Below are 21,054 nucleotides of genomic sequence, written 5' to 3'. Positions count from 1 at the left end.
CGCCGGGGCGGCCGACGACGCGGCCCCGCCCGGGAGGTTCCCGGCGGGGCCGGTCGGTGACGTCGGCCGGGCGAACGCCCCGGCGTCAGTACGGCTGGACGAGGACGTGCGCGGCGCCCGGGATGCCGACCTTCAGCAGCTCGTCCTCCTCCGGGGTGGTCGGCGTGCCGGTCTCCTGCTTCAGGACCGCCCGCGAGAGCGCCTGCACCCACATCGCGCGCGGCCGGCGGCGCTCCTCCCAGGCGGCGAGCGCGGCCGCGACGTCCCTGGCCGGGTCCTCGACCGCGTCCAGGCTCTGGGCCAGCACCAGCGCGTCCTCGACCGCCATCGCCGCGCCCTGCGCCAGGTGCGGGGTGCTCGCGTGCGCGGCGTCGCCGGCCAGCACCACCCGGCCGACGTGCCACGGCTCCTCGACACTGACCTGGGAGATCCGCGAGTAGACCACCGCGGCCGGGTCGGTGACCAGCGCCAGCGCCTCGGCGACCGGGCCGCCGAAGCCGGTCAGCCGCTCGGCCAGCTGCTCGTGGGCGCGCTCCTCGTCCGGGCGGAAGTCCGCCGGCTCGGCGAACACCGATCCCAGGTACATCAGCTCGTCGGTGATCGGGGTCAGCAGCGCCTTCGCCCGCTGGTTCCCGGCGGACATCACCACGCCCTGCACCTCGGGCGAACGCGGCAGCGTCACCCGCCAGTTGGCGAATCCGGTGTACTCGGGCAGGTACTTCTCGCCGTACAGCCGGCGGCGCAGCGGCGAACCGATCCCGTCGAAGCCGACCACCAGGTCGTAGCGGCCGTGGTGGCCGTCGGTCAGGGTGACGTCGACGCCCGCGCCGTCGTCGGTCAGTTCGGTGATCGTGGTGCCGAAGCGGAGGGTGGCACCGGCGGCGGTGGCGGCGTCGCCCAGCACCCCGGCCAGGGCGGGGCGCGGTATGCCGTTGTTGGACGGGGCGTCACCCATCCGGGGCTGCGGGATCTTGGCGAGGGTGGCGCCGGACGGGTCGCAGACGGTCAGCACCTCCCACTCGAAGCCGGCCGCCAGGCAGGCCTCCAGTACGCCGATCTCGCGCATCACGTGCAGGGCGTTGGACGGCTGGATGATGCCGACGCCGAGCGCCTCCAGGCCGTCGCGCAGCTCGGCCACGTCGACCCGGTGGCCGCGCCGGGCGAGCGCGGTGGCCAGGGTCAGGCCGCCGATGCCGCCGCCGTGGATCAGTACGCGCAGGGGTGAGGTCATGACGGGGGTCTCCCAAGGGGGTCGGTGCGGTGCGGTGCGGTGGGGTCGGGTGCGGGGCGGTCGGGTACGGGTGGGCCGGGATCAGCCGACCGGCGCGGGCCGGGCGGCGGAGAGGTCCATCAGGTGGTCGACCAGGGCCAGCAGGAGGTCCCGGCCGAAGCCGCGGTCGCGCACGTCGCCGAGCAGCATCGGGACCTGCGGGTCCAGGTCCAGTGCGGCCCGGATCTCGTCCGGCGTCCGGGTGTTCTGCCCGTGGAAGCAGTTGATCGCCACCACGAAGGGGATGCCCCGGCTCTCGAAGAAGTCGATCGAGGCGAAGCTGGTCTCCAGCCGGCGGGTGTCGGCGATGACGACGCCGCCGAGCGCGCCGTTCACCAGGTCGTTCCACATGAACCAGAAGCGCTCCTGGCCGGGGGTGCCGAACAGGTAGACCACCAGGTCGGGGCTGACCGTGATCCGGCCGAAGTCCAGGGCGACGGTGGTGGTGTCCTTGCTGTCCACGCCGGACAGGTCGTCGACGCCCACGCTGGCACGGGTCAGGTACTCCTCGGTGCGCAGCGGGGCGACCTCGCTGACCGAGCCGACCAGGGTGGTCTTGCCGACGCCGAAGCCGCCCGCGATGAGGATCTTCACGGCGGACGGCGCGGTGGCGCCGGAGGCGGAGGAGGAGGGAAGGGGTGCGGTCGGTGCCATGGTTCAGAGTCTCCGGAGTCCTTCGCGAACGGCCGTCAGCAGGCCGAGGTCCAGGCCCCCGCCGGCCCGGGCCACCGAGAGCGGCGCCCGGGCCAGCAGCAGGCCCTGGGAGATCAGGTCGCCCAGGAGGATCTTGGTGACCGAGATCGGCAGGTCCAGCTCCGCCGCCACCTCGGCGACGGCGGCCGGACGCCGGCAGCGGTCCAGGATCATCCGGTGCTCGGGCTGGAGCCCGCGCGGCCCCGAGCGGGAGGAGCCCCGCGCCAGGACGGTGCGGGCCTCCTCCGACACGGTGGTCAGCACGGTGATCAGGGTGAGGTCGTCGCGCTCGGGCGCGGTGCGGCCGCGGGTGATGGTGTACGGGCGCACCATCGTGCCGGCACCGTCGTCCTCGTCCTCGTCGGGCACCTCGCTCCAGTGCGGGATCACCGGGGCATCAACCCCGGTTCCTGGCCGCGAAGGCGTCGAAGTCGCTGCGCACCGGCGTGCTCAGCTTCTGGCCGACCTGCTGGACCAGGGTGTGCATGGCCACCGACATCACCTCGGCGTCCACCTCCTGGGAGGCGACCACGGCCAGGTGGGTGCCCTGCGCCGCGGCGATGATGAACAGCCAGACCTCGGACAGCTCGACGATCACCTGGTGCACCGGCCCGCCGTCGAACAGCTGGCCGACGCCCCGGGCGAGGCTCTGCTGGCCGGTCGCGACGGCGGCCAGCCGCTCGGCGTCGGCCCGCTCGATGGTGCGGGAGTGGCTGACGACCAGGCCGTCGTCGGAGAGCAGCACGGCGTTTCTGGTCCCGGCCACCGAGTCGACGAGTCCGTCCAGCAGCCAGTCCAGGTCCTGGTGGGTGGCGATCGTGCGGTTCATGACTGGTCATCCGTCCTAGTGGTTCGGGGATCCGCGGCGGGCAGGGCCCAGGGGTCCGGGTCCGGTGCGGGCGCCGGGGAGCCGGCGGATCCGGTGGGGGGCGCCGGGCGGGAGCCGCGGGTGAAGACGTCGGGCCCGGGGAGGTGGACCTCGCCGGAGTCCTGGCCGCGGGCCACCCGGGACTGTCGCTGGAAGGCGCCGATGGCCGCGCCCGAGCGGCGTGGGGGGCGCTGGAACGCGCCGGCCGAGCCGATCGGCGTGCCGAAGGAGCCCGGCATGCCCGGCGCTCCGGTGACGCGCTCGCCGGGCGCCGGGGCCGGCGGCGGGACGCGCAGCTCGGCGGCCAGGCTGGCCTGGCGAACCCGCTGCGGCAGCGGCGCCTGGCCGTCGGCCGGCTCGCTGAGCGGCACCGTCGAGGCGTACTCGCGCCGCTCGGCGAGGCGGTAGTGGTCGGCCGGGCGGTACTGCTCGTCGGCGTAGGGGGCCTCCGCGGGCGTCACCTTGGCGTAGGCGATGTCCGGGTAGGCGGGGGCGTCCTGGGCAGGGGTGTCCCGGGCGGAGGCGTCCTGGACGGGCATCTCCTGGGCGGGCGTCCGGGCGAGCGGCTCCTGGGCCGGCGCGGCGTACCCCGGGGTGCCGTCGGCGGGCACGGCGTACTCCTGGCCCCCGTAGGCGTCCGTGCCGTACCCGTTCGTCCCGTAGCCGTCGGTGCGGTACCCGTCGGTGCCGTACTCGGCGCCGCCGTGGCCGGCCGTGCCGTACCCGCCGGCGCCGTACCCCGCGCTGCCGTAGCCGGCCGAGGCGTCGACCGGGGAGCTGTGCTCGGCCGGCTGCTCGGGCGCGGGCGGCTGGATGTACTCGACGTGCGCGAACGCCTCGGCCGAGTTCTCCGCGGCCGCCGTCGCGACCAGGACGGTCTCCGGCGGCTCGATCGCCGGCGGGGCCGTCGCGACCGCCGTCGCCACGGTGGCCTCCGGGTCCGCCGGCCGGGCGTGGGCCGGGGTCCCGGCGAGGGCGGTCGGCGCGGTCCTGCGGGTGCGCCGGGCGAGCGGGATCGGCTCGACCGGGGTGGCGTCGGGCAGCCCGGCGTCACCGTCGATGACCAGCTCGTCGGGGACGAGCACGACCACCCGGGTGCCGCCGAAGGCCGACGGGCGGAACTCGATCCTCAGGTTGGAGTTGGCGGCCAGCCGGGCGACCACGTAGAAGCCGAGGCGGATGTCGTCCGCCCGGGCCAGCACGTCCATCCGGGGCGGACGGCTCATCAGCTCGTTGGCCGCGTCGTACTGCTCCGGATCCATGCCGAGGCCGCGGTCCTCGATCTCCACCGCGAGTCCGCGGCCGACCATCGCGGCACGGACCTCGACCGGCGTCGGCGGCTTGGAGAAGCTCGCGGCGTTCTCCATCAGCTCGGCGATCACGTGCGCGACCGGGCCGACGGCGCGCTCGGAGAGCCACGGGTGGCCCTCGACGTCCAGCATGATCCGCCGGTAGTCCTGCACCTCGCTCTGGGCGGCCCGCAGCACGTCCAGCAGCGGGACCGGCTTGCGCCAGCGCCGCTGCGGCTGGCCGCCGGCCAGGATGACCAGGTTCTCCTCGTAGCGCCGCAGGCGGGCGGTGAGGTGGTCGAGGTCGAACAGGCCCTCCAGCACCTCCGGGTCCTCGTGCTTGCGCTCCAGCTCGTCCAGCTTGCGCAGCTGCTGACCGATCAGCAGCTGGGTGCGGCGGGCGATGCGCTGCAGCAGCCGCTCGAAGCCGCGGTGCTGGTCGGCCTGCCGGACGGAGGTCTCCAGCGCGGAGGTGCGGGCCAGGTTGAGCGCCTGGCCGAGCTGGGCCAGCTCGTCGGTGCCGTTGCCGTGCGGATCGGCGGTGATGGCGCGGCTCTCGGCCTCGACGTCGACCTGCTCGCCCCGCGAGAGGCGCTCCACGACCTCGGGCAGCGTCCGCTCCAGCTCCTCGGCCTGGGTGTGCAGCGCCTTGATCCGGCGGCGCAGCGAGCGGGTCAGCCGCCAGCTGGTGAGGATCACCGCGACGACCGCGATCAGGCCGATGACGGTGGTCAGCACGAAGGCGGTGAGCAGCGAGAGGAAGGAGCCCTTGCCGACCTCGACGATGCCGTCGGTGCGGGTCTCGATCGCCTTCACCAGCTCCGGATTGAGCTGGTCGAGCGCCTGGCGCCACTGGTCCTGGGCGGCCGGGAGCTTGACGGCGCCGCTCGGATCGGCCGGGGTGGCCCTGATCAGCGACTGCTCCACGGAGGCCTTGGCCTGCCAGGCGGGGCTGGTCATGACGTCCTGCCAGGCGGCGGCCTCGGCGGCCGGCACGTACGGCACGACCTGCACGGTGAACAGGTGGTCCTGCGCGCCGATCGCCTGCTGGACCTGCTGGTAGTCGCCGGCGGTGAGCTTGCCGGACGGCCAGCCGCGGGCCAGCAGGGCGTCCTCGCGGGCCAGCATCTCCTTGGCCCAGAAGGCGTTCACCAGGGTCTTGGAGATCCAGGTGACCTCGCCGTTGTCGACGTGGCTCAGCGCGGTGAACAGCCGCAGGTCGACGGCGATCAGGTCGGTGTAGTAGGTGAAGGCGGTCTGCTGGTCGACGGCGGCGCGGTCGATCGCCGCCCGCTGCTCGGCCAGCTTGCCCATCGCCTGCCGGGCCTCGATGACCGCCGTGCGCACCTCGGTGGGCGCGCTGTCGGCGGTCTCGTCGGAGAGCGACTGGAACTGGCGCACCGCGTCGTCGGTGAGCTGGCGCTGGCGGCGCAGCGCGTCGGTGACGCTGCCGGGCCGGGCGAGCGCCTCGGCGCTGAGCCGGCGCTCCTCCTGGAGGTTGTAGTAGACGTGGTTGGACGGCTGCCCGGCCTTCTGGGCCAGCAGGCCCTGGGCCGCCTGGCGCTGGAAGTCGAGGAAGGTCTGGCCGCTGGTGACCGCCCAGAGGGCGGCGAGGGCGAGACTGGGGACGACGGCCAGGACGAGCAGCGCCGTCCGCAGGGACAGGCGCGGACGCCTGCGGGGGGACTTCGGCGTCGGGGGCCGCCGATTCGCACGCGCGCGCAGAGCTGACTCCTTGGGACTGGCGGCCGGCCTGGTGGGGCCGAACCGTCCGGGGGCACGAGCTTTTGACGAAGTGATACTAGTCATACGGTGTGATAGGAGTGAAAACTCGTTCGCTGCCTGGACGGTGTGCGCACACAGTCTTAACACACTGTCATCGGGCCGTTAATGATCGGTGAACGAAGGAGCCTTGCGGGGCGCGGCGCTCCGGGGCTCCGGCGGCCGGCCGCCGATGCGCCGTGATCGTGTGCGGAGCGTGCCTCCCGATTGCCCGCCCGGCCGGGGGGCGGCTGCCTTGCCGGTGCGGCCGCGACTGCCCGAACGGGCCTTCGTGGTGGCGGGCTGACGGGGGCTCGGGCCGGCGGCCGGCCCGGCCCGTCGGGCGGCCCCGGCGGCTCGGGCGGTTCAGGGGGCGCGGGGCTCAGGGGCTCGGGTGGCTCAGGCGGCGAGCAGGCGGGTCAGGGTCGAGGTCAGTTCGTCCGCCAGGACCTGCCCGGCCGCCTCCGCGTCGCGCCGGCGGACGGCCTCCACCAGCTCCGCGTGGGTCGCGTAGCCGTGGTGCGGATCGCCCTCGCGCAGCCCCAGCAGTCCGACCAGCTCGACCAGGCGCTCCCGGAGTACCGGGACGAACTCGGCGAACAGATCGGAGAGCACCGGATTGTGGGCGGCCGCCACCACCGTCGCGTGCAGGGCGATGTCCGCGTCCACGAAGGCGGCGTCGTCCGCCGCGCCCGCCGCGTGGCGGGCGGTCAGCGCCCGGTCGAGCGCCGCCTCGTCGGCCTCGTCGTGCCGGACGGCGGCCAGCCGGGCCGCCTGGACCTCGATCATCGCCCGCACCTCGTACACGTGCGCCAGCTCGGCCCGGCGCAGCCGCGCCGACCAGTCCTCGCCCGGCCGGTCCGCCGTCACGAACACCCCCGAGCCCTGGCGGCTCTGCACCATGCCGGCGCCCGCCAGCGCGCGCAGCGCCTCCCGGACGGTGGACCGGCCGACGCCCAGCTCCTTGGCCAGGGCCACCTCGCCGGGGAGCTTGCCGCCGACCGGCCACTGCCCGGCCGCGATCTGCTCGGCGATCCGCCGGGTCGCCTGGTCGACCAGGGGGGAGGGGCGCAGTGGGTCGAGCGGAGACATCGCGTTCACCTGTCAGGTTGTCTGAGGACTTGGTTCACGGTTACGGTACCCCGCATGAAGTCGTGGAGTCTCCTTCCCGGCTGCCTTCGCGGTGGCCTTCTTGGTGGCCGCAGCGGGGTCTGACCGGACCGGCACCCCGCTGCGGGGTGCCGTGCTGCCGGTTCGTCCTCCGGTGCAGAACCCGAGACGAAGGACCTCCCCCATGCCGTTCCCCACGCTCCGCACCCCCGCCGGGCCCGTACCGGCCGCCGCCCCCGACTGGAACCCGCAGCGCGGCAGCGCGATGCCGTTCCAGCGCTACCGCCCCGCCCACGAGCGGGTCGAGCTGCCCGCCGGCGACCGGCGGCAGTGGCCCTCCCGGCGGATCGAGCGGGCCCCGCTCTGGGTGCCCGTCGACCTGCGCGACGGCAACCAGGCGCTGGCCGAGCCGATGGACCCGGCGCGCAAGCAGCGGATGTTCGACCTCTTCCTGGCCATGGGCTTCAAGGAGATCGAGGTCGGTTACCCCTCCGCCAGCCGGACCGACTTCGACTTCGTCCGCCGGCTGGCCGACACGCCCGGGGCCGTCCTCGAGGACGTCACCGTGGTGGTCTTCACCGCCGCCCGCGCCGACCTGGTCGAGCGGACCTTCCGCTCCGTCGAGGGGCTGCCCCGGGTGGTCGTGCACCTCTACACCGCCACCGCGCCGATCTGGCGCGACGTGGTGCTCGGCCGCGGCCGGGCGGAGGTGCGCGCCCTGGTCACCGAGGCCGCCGAACTGATGGCCCGGCTGGCCGAGGGCCGCCCCGGCGTCCGCTTCGAGTTCTCGCCGGAGGTGTTCAACCTGACCGAGCCGGACTACGTCCTGGAGGTCTGCAACGGCCTCACCGAGCTGTGGGACGCGAGCCCCGACCGGCCGGTGATCCACAACCTGCCCGCCACCGTCGAGATCGCCACCCCCAACGTCTACGCCGACCAGATCGAGTACGTGCACCGCCACCTGGCCCGGCGGGAGTCGGTGATCCTCTCCGTCCACCCGCACAACGACCGCGGCACCGGGGTCGCCTGCGCCGAACTCGCCCTGCTGGCGGGCGCGCAGCGGGTCGAGGGCTGCCTGTTCGGCAACGGCGAGCGGACCGGCAACGTCGACCTCGTCACGCTGGCGCTCAACCTGCACACCCAGGGCGTCGACCCGATGATCGACTTCTCGGACATCGACGAGATCCGGCGCACCGTCGAACACGTCAACCGGCTGCCCGTGCACGAACGCCACCCCTACGCCGGCGACCTCGTGCACACCGCCTTCTCCGGCACCCACCAGGACGCCATCCGGAAGGGCTTCGCGCACCACGCCAAGGCGGCGGCCGACCTCGGCCTGCCGCCGGGCCGGGCCCCGTGGGCCGTCCCCTACCTGCCGATCGACCCGGCCGACCTCGGGCGGGACTACGAGGCGGTGATCCGGGTCAACAGCCAGTCCGGCAAGGGCGGGATCGCCTACCTGCTGCAGACCGGGCACGGGCTGGAGCTGCCGCGGCGGCTCCAGATCGAGTTCGCCCGGGTGGTCCAGGAGTCGGCCGACGACAGCGGCCGCGAGGTCGGGGCCGACGAGCTGTACGCGCTGTTCCGCTCCCACTACCTGGACGCGGCCCCGGCCGTCGACTGGCGCACCGGGGAGGAGGACGGCCGCCACTGGGCCGAGGTCGGCGGGCACCGGGGCGAGGGCAACGGCCCGCTGGACGCCGTCACCGCCGCACTGCGCGCCGCCGGGACGGCCGTCGACATCCTCCGCTTCACCGAGCACGCCGTGCGCACCGGGCCCGACAGCGACGCCGTCGCCTACGTCGAGGCGCGGGTGGCGGGACAGGTGGTCTGGGGCGCCGGCCGGGACTCCTCCGTCCTCGCGGCCGGGGTCCGGGCCGTGCTGAGCGCCGTCGGCCGGGCGGCCGCGGGGCACGGGAGGATGCCGGTATGACACCCTCCCTCCCCACCCGGAGCCAGGCGGTCGCCGACGCCCTCGCGGCGGCCGGCCTGCCCGGCGAGATCCGCGTCCTGCCCGACTCCGCGCGCACCGCCGCCGAGGCGGCCGCCGCCCTCGGCTGCGAGGCCGGGGCCATCGCCAACAGCCTGGTGTTCAGCTGCGACGGCGCTCCGCTGCTGGTCATGACCAGCGGGGCGCACCGCGTCGACACGGCCTACCTGGCCGGGCGGCTGGGCACCGGCCCGATCGTCCGGGCGAGCGCCGCCGAGGTCCGCGAGGCCACCGGCCAGGCCATCGGCGGCGTCGCCCCGGTGGGCCACCCGGCGCCGCTGCGCACCGTGGTGGACGAGGCGCTGGCCGGGTACGAGCTGCTCTGGGCGGCCGCCGGACACCCGCACACCGTGGTGCCGATGACCTACGACGAACTGCTCCGGCTCACCGGCGGCACGCCGTCGGCGGTGGTCGCGCCCTAGCCTCCGGTCCCCTGGCGCCGCGCGCGCGTGGCGTCAGGGGGCGGGCGCCGGGGTCGATTTCACCTTTGGATCATCCCTTGGTAGTTTCTTCCTCGTCGGCGGGACGAGATCGCGGAAGTGATCGGAAGCCCGGCGGTCAGGCGTCGGTGGTGCAGTGGTAGCACGCCCGCTTTCAGCGGGAAGGGTTCGTTCGATTCGGGCCCGGCGCTCGGACGTGCAGGGCGGGAGTCGTCATCGGCTCCCGCCCTCGCTGCTTTCCCGGGGGCCTTCGCTCCGGGGCTCTTCCGTCATCGGCTCCCCGCGTCCGGGCTCTTCGGTCCCGGGCTCTTCGGTCCCGGGGCCGAGGTGCGGGCGACCAGGAGCAGGAACAGCCCGCACAGCCCCACGAGCAGCCAGCCGGGCCGCGAGGCGACGGCCAGGCCGTCCGGGCCGACCCCCACCACCAGGCCGCCCGCGACCGCGATGCCGATCGCCGCGCCGACCTGGCGCGCGGTGGAGGTGATCGCCCCGGCCACCCCGGCCCGGGACGGCGGCAGACCACCGACCGCGGTGTTGGTGATCGGCGCGTTGGCGAAACCGAAGCCGACACCGATGAGCAGATAGGCCGCCAGGAGCAGCGGGACACCGGTGTCCGGGCCGAGATCCACCAGACAGAGACCGCCCGCGGCGACGAACCCGCCCGCCAGCAGGAGCGGCCGCCTCGGCCCGAACCGCGCCACCAGGGAGCCGGACCACGGCGCGCACACCGTCGCCCCGAGCGCCATCGGCAGGGTCGCCGCCCCGGTGGCCAGCGCCGTCCAGCCCCGGGCGTGCTGGAGGTACAGCGTGTTGAGCAGCAGGCTCACGTTCAGGGCGACGAACAGGGCCACGGCGCCCAGGGCCGCCATGGCGAACGGCATCCGGCGGAAGAGCGCGAGGTCCATCAGCGGCTCGGGCCGGCGCAGCTCGACCCGGGCGAACCCGGCGGTGGCGAGCGCCGCCACCGCGCAACCGGCCACCGCCGCAGGAGAGGTCCAGCCGATCCGGGGGGCCTCGATGAGCACGGCCACCGCACTGCCCAGGGCCAGCACCAGCAGCGACTGGCCGGGGAGGTCGAGCCGCCGGGCGCGCTGCCCGTGCGACTCCGGCACGAACACCGCCACCAGGACGAGGGCGGCGAGGATGACCGGCGCGTTGATCCAGAACACCGAGCGCCAGCCGAAGGCCGCGATGAGTGCCCCGCCGGTGACCGGCCCGGCCGCCATGCTGAGCCCGAAGACGGACGCCCAGACGCCGATCGCCCGGGCCCGCTCCCGGGGGTCGGGCATCGTGTTCACCACGATCGCCAGGGCGACCGGGCTGAGCATCGAGGCACCGACCCCCTGGGCGGCCCGGGCCGCGACGAGGAAGCCGAGCGAGGGCGCCGCCGCGCAGGCGAGCGAGGCGAGGCCGAAGACGACCAGCCCGGTCCGGAACACGCGCCGGCGGCCGAAGCGGTCCGCGAGGGCGCCGGCCGAGATCAACAGACCGGCCAGGACGACGGTGTAGGCGTCCACGACCCATTCCAGCCCGCTGGTGCCCACCGCCAGCCCGCGCCCGATCTGGGGCAGGCCGACGTTGACGATGGTGGTGTCCAGCCCGACCAGGAACATGCTCAGCGCGCAGACGGCGAGCACCGTCCACCGTCGGCGGGTGCTCAGTGCGGGTCGATCAGCCAGGATTGTCGTGGTCACGGGCCCACCTTCGGTTCGGTAACGTCTGCGGCCCCATGCTCGGACCGGGCGGCAGCGCCGGCCCAGCATCTTTGCGAAGACCGCAAAAACGCGCTCCGGCCCGCCCGAGGGGCCGGACGGACCGGAGGCACCCCATGAACGGCGACCGCACCGACCCCGTGAAGCCCGGGGAGCCCCTGACGCCCGTGGAGTCCGGGGAGCCCGTCGCGCCGGTGGCCGGTGGCGACGACGTCGACGAGATCCTCGCCGGCATCGGGCCGCGGCTGCGGGCCCTGCGCCGCGACCGCGGGCTCACCCTGGAGGCCCTCGCGGAGACCACCGGGATCTCCGTGAGCACGCTGTCGCGCCTGGAGTCGGGCAAGCGGCGCCCGACCCTCGAACTGCTCATCCCGCTCGCGCGCACGCACCGGGTCGCCCTGGACCAGCTGGTCGCGGCCCCGGCGACCGGGGATCCGCGCCTGCACCTGAAGCCGCAGCGCCGGGAGCGCGGCAACGTCCTGGTGCCGCTGACGCAGTACCCGGGCCGGGTCCAGGTGTTCAAGCAGGTGCTCGCCCACCGCGAGCCGAAGCTGGTGACCCACGCCGGTTACGAATGGCTGTACGTGCTCGCCGGCGGCCTCCGGCTCATCCTCGGCGAGCGCGAATTCACCCTCCGCCCGGGCGAGGTGGCCGAGTTCGACACCGGTGAGCCGCACTGGTTCGGCCCCGTCGACGCGAACGCGGTGGAGGTCCTGCACCTGTTCGGCCCGCACGGCGACCAGGCCGTGGTGCGTACCGGGCCTGCCGAGCAGGCTCCTTGACGGTCCGTCCGCTGGGGCGCGGCCGTCGCGCGGGTGGCCGCGCCACCGCCGGGCGGCGCCATCTCGGCGGCGCCGCCCGGCGGTTCGGGGTGCGGGCCGGCGGCTAGATGCCGAAGGCGTCGGCCCAGCGGACCGTGCCGGACGGCAGCGGGTGCCGGTCGTCCAGGCTCAGCGCCATCCACGCCTCGTCGGGCGCGTCGACGGTGAGGACCAGTCCGTGCGCGGAGGCGCGGACGAAGCCGAACCGCGGGTAGTACGACGGGTGTCCGAGCAGTACGACGAAGCGCTCGCCGAGGCCCCGGGCGGCGTCGAGCGCCGCCCGGACCGCGGCCGAACCGGCGCCGGAGCGCTGGTGGTCCGGGTGCACGGAGACCGGGCCCAGCGCGAGCGCCGGGACGTCACCGATGAACGCGCGGCTCAGCACCGCATGGCCGACGGGGGCGCCGGCCGGACCGGTGGCGACGACGGAGAGGCCGTCGATCCAGCCCTCGTCGGTGCGCAGCACGGCGAGCAGGTCGGCCTCCGCGGGCCGGCCGAACGCCGCGAGGGTGAGGGCCTGGACGGTCGGGACACCGGCGTCGGACTCGACGCGGGTCTGCCAGGAGGAAGCGGACGAAGACGGAGAGGACATGGTGGAGACCCTTGGCTGAAGGGCCCGTCGCGGCGGCGCCGCGCACCCGCGGTGCGGGGGCGGAAGCCGTCAGACCAGGGCCCGGGGAGTGTGAACCGTCGCCTGGGCGCTGCGCGGTACGGGCGCAGCCGTCGTCACCGTGGCCACTGGTCCACCTCCTTCGTCGAGCTCGTCGTCCTGTCGTCCGGTCCGGACCAGTCGAAGGTAACACGGACAGCGGAACGGACGCCCCCGGTTTTCCGGCCGGCCGCCGGGCGGCGCGGACGGAGTCCGTGATCGGGCGCGCGTCAATGGCGACCGACCGGCAAATAATTTCCGGTGCACCCGTCGGATGGCGGTCTGTCCAGTTTTGCGAGGCGGCAAAAATCTTCCGGTTGACAGTCGTCGCAGCGTATTGAATTCTTTCAATCGCCGGGGAGCCGCGCAGCTCTTCGGACCAAATAGCGATCGACTCCGGGGGCCGGCAGGGCGAGCGGTGCAGGAATCACTGGATCATGCGAGCGGCCGGACGGTCGGCGCCGGCCAGTCCGGACGGATGTCCGGACGCGGTTTCCACGAGTACGCCTGATCACCCGGAATTTGTGATGCCGAAAAGGCCCCGGGGAGGGCCCGGCATTTCCGTACCGAAATTCAACAAGGAATCTGGCGTGCACTCATACATGAACATCAAGAAGTCCGCGCGAATCAGCCACGACTTCTGGGAGGTCACCGCCGCGGCCGGGATGTTCGACATCGTGGTGTCCGGCCTCGGCGACGGGCGGCACCGGACGCTGGCCGACGGCCACGAGTTCGTGAACATGTCGTCGTACTCCTACCTCGGCCTCGACACCCACCCGCGGATCGTGCGGGCGGCCGCCGACGCGGTGCTCGCCGAAGGGGCGCTCAACAGCTCGACCTCGCGGATGCGGATCCGGTTCGGATCGCTGCGGGACGCCGAGACGGCGCTCTCCGAGCTGTTCGACGTCGAGGCGCTGACCGTCGCCTCCTGCGCGGCCGCCGCCTGGGCGAGCCTGCCGCTGCTGGCCTCCGGGCTGCTGACGGACGGCGTCGCGCCGCTCATGGTCTTCGACAAGAACGCGCACTTCTGTCTCAACGCGATGAAGCCCGCGGTGGCCGACGAGGCGGAGATCGCCACCATCGCCCACAACGACGTGGACGCGCTGGAGGACCTCTGCCGCAAGCACCCGCAGGTCGCCTACGTCGCCGACGGCGTCTACAGCACCGGCGGCGCCGCGCCGATCCCCGAACTGCTGCGCCTGCAGGAGAAGTACGGGCTGTTCCTGTTCTTCGACGAGGCGCACGGCGTCTCCACCGTCGGCGAGCGCGGCCGGGGCGCCGTGCTGGAGGCGATGGCGGCGAACGGCGGGATGAACGACCGCACGCTGATCATCACCTCGCTCAACAAGGGCTTCGGCGCCTCCGGCGGCGCGATCTTCCTCGGCCCGGGCGGCTCGCAGCAGCGCCGCGACACCGCGCTGCGCAACGGCGGCCCGCTGATGTGGTCGCAGCGCATCAACACCGCCGGACTGGGCGCCATCATGGCCTCCGCGGAGCTGCACGGCTCCCCGGAGCTCAAGGAGCTCCAGCTCAGGCTCCAGGACAACATCGCGCTCTTCGACTCGCTGGTGGAGACCTCCTTCAACGGCGACGGCCTGCCGATCCGCTTCGTGGACATCGGCTCCGAGGACGCCACCATCCGCCTCGCCGGATCGCTGCTGGAGCGCGGCTACTACACCTCGCCGATCTTCTTCCCGGTGATCGGCCGGGGCAAGGCCGGGCTGCGGCTGATGCTGCGCGCCAACATGGCCGAGGCCGAGATCCGCGACTTCTGCGGCGCGCTGAACGACGGCCTGCGGGCCGAGGCGGCCCGCGAGCCGGGGCAGGACCAGCGATGACGGCCCTGCGCTCGCACATCGACTCCTCCGCCGAGGTCTTCCGCCGCAACACCGCGGCCTTCGACGAGAAGCGCCAGGTCATCGCCCGGGCCCGGGCCGCCGCGATCGCCGGCGGGGACGAGCGCTCGCGCCGGCGCCACACCGAGCGCGGCAAGCTGACGGCCCGCCAGCGGGTCTACCAACTGCTGGACCCGGGCACGCCGTTCATGGAGCTGGGCCAGCTGGCCGGGCACGAGGTGTACGACGAGCACGTGCCCTCGGCCGCGCTGGTCACCGGCATCGGCATGGTGAGCGGCCGCCCGGTGGTGGTCTTCGCCAACGACGCCACGGTCAAGGGCGGCAGCTACTTCCCGCTCACCGTGGAGAAGCAGCTCCGGGCCCAGCTGGTGGCCCGGGAGAACGGCCTGCCCTGCATCTACCTGGTGGACTCCGGCGGGGTCTACCTGCCGCTCCAGGAGCAGCTGTTCCCCGGCGAGTACCACCTGGGCCGGATGTTCCGGAACATCGCCGAGATGTCGGCGCTCGGCCTGCCGCAGATCGCCGCGGTGATGGGCAACTGCACCGCCGGCGGCGCGTACATCCCGTCGATGTGCGACGAGACGGTGATCGTCCGCGGCACCGGCACGGTCTTCCTGGGCGGCCCGCAGCTGGTGCGCGCGGCCACCGGCGAGGTGGTGGACGCCGAGACGCTGGGCGGCGCCGACCTGCACACCCGGGTCAGCGGGGTGGCCGACCACCTCGCCGAGAGCGACGAGCACGCCCTGTCGATCGTCCGGGAGATCATGGCCCGGGACGGCCGGCCGGCCCTCAGCCCGCCGCCGCAGCCCCCGCGCGCGCCGCTGTACGACCCGGCGGAGCTGCCCGGCATCGTCAGCGCCAGCCTGCGCGAGCACATCCCGGCCCGGGAGATCCTGGCCCGGCTGCTGGACGGCAGCGAACTCGCCGAGTACCGGGCCCGGTACGGGCCGACCATCGTGTGCGGTACCGGCCACATCGGCGGCTACCCGGTGGGCGTGGTGATCAACGACGGGGTGCTGTTCCCGGAGAGCGCCCAGAAGGCCGCGAACTTCATCGAGCTCTGCACCCAGCGGGACATCCCGCTGCTGTTCCTGCACAACATCAACGGCTTCATGGTCGGCGCCGAGTACGAGGCCGACGGCATCGCCAAGCACGGCGCCAAGCTGGTCAACGCGGTCTCCACGGCCAAGGTCCCCAAGTTCAGCCTGGTGATCGGCGGCAGCTACGGCGCCGGCAACCTCGCGATGTGCGGGCGCTCGATGGGCCCCCGGCTGATGGCCATGTGGCCGAGCGCCAAGTCCACCGTCGTCGGCGCCGAGCAGACCGCGACGGTGATGGCGCTGATCCGCAGCGACCAGCTCGCCAAGGAGGGCAAGGTCCTCTCCCCCGAGGAGGAGGAGTCGATCCGGCGCCCCATCATCGAGACGTACGAGCGCCAGTCCCACCCGCTCTACTACGCCGCCCGGATGTGGGTGGACGCCGTGGTGGACCCGACCGAGACCCGTGAGTGGCTGGCGCTCTGCCTCGCCATGTCCGCCGACGCCCCCAAGCAGGAAACGCGCTTCGGCGTGTTCAGGATGTGATGACGGAAATGATCAAGCGTCTCCTGATCGCCAACCGCGGCGAGATCGCCCGGCGGATCGCCCGCACCTGCCGCCGGCTCGGCATCGAGTACGTGGCGGTCCACTCCGACGCCGACCGCTCCTCGGCCCACCTGGCGGGCGCCGTCGAGCGGGTCCGGATCGGCCCCGCCGCGGCCGCCGAGAGCTACCTGGACGTCGACGCGCTGGTCGACGCCGCCGTCCGGACCGGCTGCGACGCCGTCCACCCCGGCTACGGCTTCCTCTCCGAGCACCCCGGCTTCGCGGCGGCGGTCGCCGGAGCCGGGCTGGTCTGGGTCGGCCCGGACGCCGCCACGATCACCGCGATGGGCGACAAGTCGACCGCCCGCGCGCTGATGGCCGCCGCCGGGGTCCCGGTGCTGCCCGGCTCCGGGACGGCCACCGAGTCGGCCGAGGAGATCCTGGCCGACGCCGAGCGGATCGGCTACCCGGTGATCCTGAAGCCCGTCGCCGGCGGCGGCGGCAAGGGCATGCAGGTGGTCCGCGCGGCCGCCGAGCTGCCCGAGGCGGTGGCCGAGGCCGTCCGGCTGGGCCGCAGCAACTTCGGCGACGGCCGGCTGCTGGTCGAGCGGTACGTGGAGCGGCCCCGCCACATCGAGGTCCAGGTCTTCGGCGACGACCACGGGAACGTGGTGCACCTCTTCGAGCGCGAGTGCTCGCTGCAGCGCCGCCACCAGAAGATCGTCGAGGAGGCCCCGGCCGCCAACCTGGCGCCCGCCGTCCGGGCGGAGCTGCTGGAGGCGGCCGTCCGCGGCGCCCGGTCGCTCGGCTACGTCAACGCCGGCACCTTCGAGTTCATCCTGGACGCCACCGACCGCTGCTACTTCCTGGAGGTCAACACCCGGCTCCAGGTGGAGCACCCGGTCACCGAGGAGATCACCGGCGTCGACCTGGTGGAATGGCAGCTGAGAGTCGCCGACGGGCAGCGGCTGCCGCTCGACCAGCACGAGATCACCGCGACCGGCCACGCCGTCGAGGTCCGCGTCTACGCCGAGGACCCGGCCGACGGCTTCCGGCCCGCGCCGGGCCGCGCGGCGGCGGTCCGCTGGCCGGCCGGCATCCGGGTGGAGGCGGCGTTCGACGACACCGGATCGGGCACCGACGGGGCCGCGTCCGGCTCCGCCGCGCCGGAACCGGCCTTCGCGGGCGGTCCGGGCGGTGACGCGGCCTTCGGCGGCGCCGTCTTCGGTGGCGGCGCCGAGGTCCCGGCCTTCTACGACCCGATGTTCGCCAAGCTGATCGCGCACGGCCCGGACCGCCCGAGCGCCCTGCGCCGGCTGCTCCCGGCCGTCCGCGACACCGCCCTGCCCGGGCTGACCACCAACCTCGGCTTCCTCGCCGAACTCCTCCAGGCCCCCGCCGTGGTCGCCGGGCGGATGGACACCCACCTGGTGGACGCCCTGGTCTCGACCGGGACCGGGCAGTCGGGGCAGGGCGAGCCGGCCGGCCCCGCCGGCCGCACCGACCGGGTCCTGGCCGCCGCGGCCTGCGCGGCCGCGATGCAGCTGCCGCCCGTCGACGACGCCCCCGCCTCGCCGTGGCACGGCGCGGTCGGCCCGTTCGACCGCCACCGGCTGGACCCGGTCGCGCCGTTCGGCCGGGTCGTGCTGCGGCACGGCCGGCGGACGCTGCAGGCCGGACTCACCGGACGGCGCGGCGCCGCCGTCGACGTCCAGGTCGAGTCCACCCCGTTCACCGTCACGGTCGCCGCCGTACCGGGCCACCCCGGCCTGTACCGGGGCACCGTCGGCGACCGGCGCTGGACCGGTCTGCGCAGCCCTGCCGGCTGGGAGCTCTCCGTCGACGGGCACCGGGTGGCGCTGGCCGCCCAGAGCTTCGCCGAGGGCGGCTCCGGGGCCGCCGACAACGCCGTGAAGTCGCTGATGCCGGGCACGGTGGTCGGACTGCTGTGCGAGGTCGGCGACCGGGTCGAGGAGGGGGACGCCCTCGTCATCGTCGAGGCGATGAAGATGGAGAACCGCATCCTCGCCCCGTTCTCGGGCGTCGTCACCGCGATCCGCTGCGCCGTGCGCGACCTGGTGGCGACCGAACAGGTCCTGGTCGAGCTCGACGCCGAAGCCTGAGCGCCCGACCCGCCCGACCCGCCCGATCCGCCCCACCCCCCGGTCAGTTGAAGTAGTACCCCCCCCGCACCACGCACGCAAGGAGCCCTCTCATGCCCGCTGAACCAACCCCCCGGAAGCTGCTGCTGGTCGGCGGGGTACGGGCGGTGCCGCTCGGCCTCGACATGGCGCGGCTCGCCCTGGACCAGGCCCACGCGCGCGGGCTGCGGACCCACCTGACGAACCAGGAGGCCGTCCTCGCCGCCACCCCCGGGGTGGCCGAACAGGCCGGCGCCGTCTCGGCGGTGGACTTCGCCAACCCCGGCGAGTCCGCCGCCTGGGCGCGCGACCGGGCCGCTGCGGGCGAGCGCTTCGACGCCGTCCTCGCCCTCCAGGAGATGGCCCAGGTGGCCGCGGCCGAGACCGCCGAGGCACTGGGCCTGCCGGGGAACCCGGCCGAGGCCGTCCGACGGGTCCGCACCAAGGACGCCTGCCGGACCGCCCTGGCCGCCGCCGGCTTCCGGCAGCCCGCCGTCCGGCTCTGCGCGGACGAGGCGGAGGCGGCGGAGTTCCTGCGCGGCTCCACCGGGCCGTGGATCGTCAAGCCCCGTGACGCGATGGGCAGTACGGGCGTCAGCCGGATCACCGGACCGGACGGACTGCCCGCCGCGATCGCGCTGCTGCCCGGCCGCAACCCCTTCCTGGTCGAGGAGTTCGTCCAGGGCGCCGAGTACAGCGTCGAGGGCCTCTTCCTCGGCGGCGAGCCGGTCGTCCTCGCGGTCACCGAGAAGGAGAAGGTGGAGCCGCCGTTCTTCGTCGAGGTCGGCCACATCCTCCCGGCCGAACTCCCGGACACGCAACGTGAGGAGATCGAGCGTCAGGTCAAGGCGGCGCTCGCCGTGCTGGGCCTGCGCGTCGGCGGCTTCCACGTCGAACTCTGGCTGAGCCCGGACGGCATCGTGCTCGGCGAGGTGCACGGGCGGTTCGGCGGCGACTGGATCCACCGGATGCTCGCCCACGTCGTCCCCGGCCTGGAGCTGTTCGGCCTCCTCTACGACGACCTGCTGGGCCTGCCGCGCGACGAGGCCGCGCCGACGCCGGTCCGGGCCGCCGCCGCCCGCTACCTCACCCCGCCGCCCGGCCTGGTGACCGCGGTCGAGGGGTGGACGGAGGCGGCGAACCACCCGGACGTGCTCTACGCCGACCTCGCGGTCGGACCCGGCGGCACCGTCCGCCCGCTGCGCACCTCCGGGGACCGGGCGGGCGTGATCGTGGTCGGGGCCGACACCCCGGACCAGGCCCGCAAGCTCGCCCGCGAGCTGGCCGACTCGGTCCGCTTCACGGTGGAGCCGGCCCGGACGGTGGAGCCGGCATGACGCACACGGACGCCCCGCCCCGGGCGGCCGGCCTGCTGAGCCGGCTGACCGCCACGCTGCTGCCCGCCTCCCGGCAGGGCCGGATCATGGCCGCCGGGACCACCGTGGACGCGGTCGCCAACGGCCTCTACCTGGCCACCGCCACGCTCTACTTCGTCCGCTACCTCGACATCACGGCGGTCGCGGTCGGCACCGCGATCGCCGCGGCCAACATCGCCGGCCTGCTCAGTCCGCTGGTCTTCGGCCCGCTCGCGGACCGGCTCGGTGCCCGGCCGGTCTACGTGGCGCTGACGCTGGTCCGGGCGCTCGGCTTCATCGGGTACGCCCTGGTCGGCAGTTACGCCGGCTACCTGGTCGTCACCTGTCTGACCATCGCCGCCGCGCGGGCCTGCTCACCGCTGCTCCAGGTGATCGTCGGCGAGTTCGAGGGGGCCGCCGAGCGGACGAAGACGATGGCCTCGCTGCGCGCCATCACCAACATCGGCCTCACCGCCGGCTTCCTGCTGGCCGCCCTGGTGCAGGCCGCGCACTCCCGGGCCGCCTTCGTCGCGCTCTTCCTGTTCAACGCGGCCGCCTTCGCCGCCGTCGCGCTCGCCGTGGTGCGGGCCGGCCGGGTGGCGGGATCGTCGGCCGCGCCGGCCGCCGCGCCCGCCGAGGCCGGGGCGGAGGGCGGCTCCGGCTCGCCGTACCGGGACCGGCGGTTCCTGCTGGTCACGGCTGCCAACGCGGTGCTGATGCTGCACGACTGCGTGCTGTTCATCCTGCTACCGCTCTGGGTGGTGGACCGGGCCGGGCTGCCGGCCAGTGCCAGCTCGGCCCTGCTGGCGATCAACACCGTGCTGACCGTGGTGCTCCAGCTCTCGGTGGCCCGGTTCGCCCAGGGGCTGGCCAAGGCGCTGCGGATGCTCCGGGTCGCCTGCCTCTTCCTGGTGCTGGCCTGCGCGTTCTTCGCCTTCGCCGACGGCCGGGGCAAGTACCTGGCGCTGGCCGCCGCGGTGGTCGCCGTCGCGCTGCTGACCGTGGGGGAGAACCTGCACGCCGTCTCGCGCTGGGAGATCTCCTACGAGCTGTCGCCGCCGGTGGGCCGCTCCCGCTACCTGTCGCTGTTCAGCACGGGCATGAGCGCGCAGCTGATCGTCGGCCCGTTCCTGGCCACCGGTCTGCTGCTGCCGGCCGGCGCGATCGGCTGGGTGCTGCTCGCCGCGCTGTTCGCGGGCGCGACCACCGTGACGGTGCTCGCCGGCCGCACCGGCATCCAGAAGTCACCGGCCGTTTCCCAGGAGGCGCTGACCGGCTGATGTCACTCTGCGTTGCTTGAACGATCACAACCGAGCAAGTACAGTCCCCCTAGAGCGTGTCAAGGGCCACGCGGGCACACCGGGGGGTGGACTTCATGCTGCGACGCTCGGTCGCGACGTTCCCCGGTCTGCCTTTCCGATGTCGGTCCAGCCACTGAACCAGCCGTTCAGCAAGGGGACTTGTCATCACCGACCGGGCTGACGAACCATCAGCCGCGCCGGTACTTCGGGCTGTC

Annotated in this window: 16 protein-coding genes and 1 tRNA gene; 9 read left to right on the top strand and 8 right to left on the bottom strand. The window is 74.2% G+C overall.

Annotated features, from left to right (window positions below; translation table 11 throughout):
• Positions 1-85: 85 nt before the first annotated feature.
• From ABZ495_RS11160 to ABZ495_RS11135, 6 genes are all read right to left on the bottom strand, one after another.
• A complete protein-coding gene (locus ABZ495_RS11160) occupies positions 86-1,231 on the bottom strand; it encodes an FAD-dependent monooxygenase (protein ID WP_359835420.1) in 1,146 nt (381 codons plus the stop codon).
• Between the two features lie 81 nt (positions 1,232-1,312).
• Positions 1,313-1,924, bottom strand: coding sequence for an ATP/GTP-binding protein (locus ABZ495_RS11155; RefSeq protein ID WP_329490370.1), 612 nt, complete (start codon positions 1,922-1,924; stop codon positions 1,313-1,315).
• A gap of 3 nt (positions 1,925-1,927) precedes the next feature.
• Positions 1,928-2,296 carry a DUF742 domain-containing protein gene (locus ABZ495_RS11150; protein WP_329492319.1) on the bottom strand — a complete coding sequence of 123 codons (369 nt, stop codon included), beginning with the start codon at positions 2,294-2,296 and terminating at the stop codon, positions 1,928-1,930.
• A gap of 64 nt (positions 2,297-2,360) precedes the next feature.
• Complete coding sequence (locus tag ABZ495_RS11145) at positions 2,361-2,792, bottom strand: roadblock/LC7 domain-containing protein (RefSeq protein WP_329490371.1); 432 nt, start codon at positions 2,790-2,792, stop codon at positions 2,361-2,363.
• Positions 2,789-5,929 (bottom strand): nitrate- and nitrite sensing domain-containing protein, encoded by a 3,141-nt coding sequence (locus tag ABZ495_RS11140; RefSeq protein WP_359835418.1) that lies wholly within the window; start codon positions 5,927-5,929, stop codon positions 2,789-2,791. The genes ABZ495_RS11145 and ABZ495_RS11140 overlap by 4 nt, the downstream gene beginning before the upstream one ends.
• A gap of 351 nt (positions 5,930-6,280) precedes the next feature.
• Positions 6,281-6,973: an FCD domain-containing protein gene (locus tag ABZ495_RS11135; protein WP_329490374.1), complete on the bottom strand. Its 693-nt coding sequence runs from the start codon at positions 6,971-6,973 to the stop codon at positions 6,281-6,283.
• A 202-nt stretch (positions 6,974-7,175) separates the two neighbouring features.
• Between ABZ495_RS11135 and ABZ495_RS11130 the strand changes: the two genes are divergently transcribed.
• From ABZ495_RS11130 to ABZ495_RS11120, 3 genes are all read left to right on the top strand, one after another.
• Positions 7,176-8,924: a 2-isopropylmalate synthase gene (locus ABZ495_RS11130; protein ID WP_359805395.1), complete on the top strand. Its 1,749-nt coding sequence runs from the start codon at positions 7,176-7,178 to the stop codon at positions 8,922-8,924.
• Positions 8,921-9,403 carry a YbaK/EbsC family protein gene (locus ABZ495_RS11125; protein WP_329490376.1) on the top strand — a complete coding sequence of 161 codons (483 nt, stop codon included), beginning with the start codon at positions 8,921-8,923 and terminating at the stop codon, positions 9,401-9,403. The genes ABZ495_RS11130 and ABZ495_RS11125 overlap by 4 nt, the downstream gene beginning before the upstream one ends.
• A 140-nt stretch (positions 9,404-9,543) precedes the next feature.
• A tRNA-Glu gene (locus ABZ495_RS11120) sits at positions 9,544-9,612 on the top strand.
• A gap of 78 nt (positions 9,613-9,690) precedes the next feature.
• On the opposite strand, the gene ABZ495_RS11115 is transcribed toward ABZ495_RS11120, so the two are convergent.
• A complete protein-coding gene (locus tag ABZ495_RS11115) occupies positions 9,691-11,115 on the bottom strand; it encodes an MFS transporter (protein ID WP_359835416.1) in 1,425 nt (474 codons plus the stop codon).
• A 134-nt stretch (positions 11,116-11,249) separates the two neighbouring features.
• Here ABZ495_RS11115 and ABZ495_RS11110 point away from each other — a divergent pair, with 134 nt between their 5' ends.
• Positions 11,250-11,915, top strand: a complete 666-nt coding sequence (locus ABZ495_RS11110) for a helix-turn-helix transcriptional regulator (RefSeq protein ID WP_359835414.1) — start codon at positions 11,250-11,252, stop codon at positions 11,913-11,915.
• Positions 11,916-12,018: 103 nt separating this feature from the next.
• Here the strand turns inward: ABZ495_RS11110 and ABZ495_RS11105 are convergent, their stop codons facing one another.
• Entirely contained in the window at positions 12,019-12,546 is a 528-nt protein-coding gene (locus ABZ495_RS11105; protein WP_359835412.1) for an N-acetyltransferase, read from the bottom strand.
• 647 nt (positions 12,547-13,193) lie between these two features.
• Here ABZ495_RS11105 and ABZ495_RS11100 point away from each other — a divergent pair.
• From ABZ495_RS11100 to ABZ495_RS11080, 5 genes are all read left to right on the top strand, one after another.
• Positions 13,194-14,441, top strand: a complete 1,248-nt coding sequence (locus ABZ495_RS11100; RefSeq protein WP_352287491.1) for an aminotransferase class I/II-fold pyridoxal phosphate-dependent enzyme — start codon at positions 13,194-13,196, stop codon at positions 14,439-14,441.
• Entirely contained in the window at positions 14,438-16,042 is a 1,605-nt protein-coding gene (locus ABZ495_RS11095; RefSeq protein ID WP_329490381.1) for a carboxyl transferase domain-containing protein, read from the top strand. The genes ABZ495_RS11100 and ABZ495_RS11095 overlap by 4 nt, the downstream gene beginning before the upstream one ends.
• 8 nt (positions 16,043-16,050) lie before the next feature.
• Positions 16,051-18,165 carry a biotin carboxylase N-terminal domain-containing protein gene (locus ABZ495_RS11090; protein ID WP_359835410.1) on the top strand — a complete coding sequence of 705 codons (2,115 nt, stop codon included), beginning with the start codon at positions 16,051-16,053 and terminating at the stop codon, positions 18,163-18,165.
• A 92-nt stretch (positions 18,166-18,257) separates the two neighbouring features.
• A complete protein-coding gene (locus ABZ495_RS11085) occupies positions 18,258-19,520 on the top strand; it encodes an ATP-grasp domain-containing protein (RefSeq protein ID WP_329490383.1) in 1,263 nt (420 codons plus the stop codon).
• Positions 19,517-20,818, top strand: coding sequence for an MFS transporter (locus tag ABZ495_RS11080; protein WP_352287480.1), 1,302 nt, complete (start codon positions 19,517-19,519; stop codon positions 20,816-20,818). The genes ABZ495_RS11085 and ABZ495_RS11080 overlap by 4 nt, the downstream gene beginning before the upstream one ends.
• The last annotated feature ends 236 nt before the right edge of the window (positions 20,819-21,054 follow it).

Origin of the sequence: Kitasatospora sp. NPDC005748 (genome assembly GCF_040630735.1) — a bacterium.
Classification (GTDB): Bacteria; Actinomycetota; Actinomycetes; order Streptomycetales; family Streptomycetaceae; genus Kitasatospora.
Note: the sequence above shows the minus strand (reverse complement) of the source record. Positions and strands in the feature narration are given on the sequence as shown.